The sequence below is a fragment of the Janthinobacterium sp. AD80 genome (assembly GCF_002878455.1).
In the GTDB taxonomy this organism is placed as follows: Bacteria; Pseudomonadota; Gammaproteobacteria; order Burkholderiales; family Burkholderiaceae_D; genus Janthinobacterium.
Genome location: NZ_NRDQ01000346.1, coordinates 1 through 1,443 on the forward strand (window position 1 = coordinate 1; position 1,443 = coordinate 1,443).

General features: G+C 68.2%; 2 protein-coding genes. Both read left to right on the forward strand.

The genetic code is table 11. From position 1 onward, the window contains the following. On the forward strand, positions 1 to 441 hold a 441-nt coding region (locus JaAD80_RS29305; RefSeq protein WP_146012627.1), incomplete at its 5' end, for an HlyD family efflux transporter periplasmic adaptor subunit. Beyond that, the gene (locus tag JaAD80_RS29310; protein ID WP_180979667.1) at positions 431 to 1,228 is read left to right on the forward strand and encodes a TolC family protein; all 798 of its coding nucleotides are present in this window, start codon (positions 431 to 433) and stop codon (positions 1,226 to 1,228) included. The genes JaAD80_RS29305 and JaAD80_RS29310, both read left to right, overlap by 11 nt. Positions 1,229 to 1,443 lie beyond the last annotated feature (215 nt).

Here is a 1,443-nt window from a genome sequence, read left to right on the forward strand (position 1 = left end):
CCCGTCGACGGCACGGTGCAGCAGCTCAAATTGCATACGGTGGGCGGCGTGGTGCCCGCCGCGCAGGCGCTGATGCAGATCGTGCCGCGCCAGGGCAGGCTGGAAATCGACGCCGTGCTGGAAAACCGCGACGCCGGCTTCGTGCAGGAAGGCCAGGCGGTCGCCGTCAAGGTCGACGCCTTCGACTACACAAAATATGGCACCGTGCCGGCCGTCGTCAGCAGCGTTTCGCGCGACGCCGTCGAAGATGACCGAAAGGGCCCCGTGTATGCCGTCAGGATCACGCTGCGCCAGCCGGCCATCGTCATCGATGGCAAGCCGGTGCCGCTGTCGGCCGGCATGGCGGTGCGCGCGGAGATCCGCACGGGCACGCGGCGGGTGATCGAATATGTGCTGTCACCGCTGGTGCGGCACCAGAAGGAGGCGCTGCATGAACGCTAGTGCGCGCCCCTTCGCCTTCACCATTGCCTTTGCCTTTGCCGTCGCCGTCGCCATCGGCTTGCTGGCAGCGCCGCCCGCGCTGGCCGGCGATCTGTCGCGCTTCCTCGACGATCCCCTGCGCGCGCAGCCGCAGCTGGCCGAGGGCGACCGCATGCTGCCGGGAGACAGCGCCGCCGCGCCATGCCCGCCATCCTGGGACGGGGCCGTGCCCTTGACCTTGGCGCTGGCCGTCGACCTGGCCCTGTGCCATAACCCGCAGGTGCATGGCGCCTGGGCCGGCATCCGGCTGCAGGCGGCCGGCCTGGGCGAGGCCAGGAGCGCCTACCTGCCGACGCTGAACGCGGGCCTGAGCCGCGTGCATGACCGCACCGCCTATCCGGGCGCCGACACGGCTGCCAGCAGCTTGAACAGCAATACGGCGTCACTGAACTTTTCCTGGCGCCTGTTCGACTTTGGCGGCCGCGCGGCGGGCCAGCGCTCTGCGCAAGCCTTGCTCGACGCGGCGCTGGCCAGCCACGACGCCGTGCTGCAACAGACGCTGGCGACGACCGTCAGCGCGTATGTCGACGCGCAGACGGCGCAAGCGAGCGCGCGCATGCGGCGCGAATACCAGGCGCTGGCGCAGGAAACAGTGGCGGCGACGCGCCGCCGTGCCGAGCGGGGACTCGGTTCCCGCAGCGACACCCTGCAGGCGGAAAGCGCGCTGGCCAAGGCGGCGCTGGGCGCCAGCCGCGCCGATGGCGACTACGCCAAAGCGCGCGCGTCTCGAAGTCGAGGCTGCTATTGATGAATTGAAAGAGTAAGGACAACTGTGATCAAGGCTTTATGTGTGTATTGTGGCGCCAACGCGGGCGTGTCGCCGGACTATGCGGTCGCGGCGCGCGAACTCGCGCGTGCTGGTGGCGGAAAATATTTCGCTGGTGTATGGCGGTGGCAAGGAGCGTCTCGAAGTCGAGGCTGCTATTGATGAATTGAAAGAGTAAGGACAACTGTGATCAAGGC

Excerpts from the sequence above, each read along its gene's own strand:
- JaAD80_RS29310 (WP_180979667.1), top strand. The coding sequence starts at position 431 with ATGAACGCTAGTGCGCGCCCCTTCGCCTTCACCATTGCCTTTGCCTTT.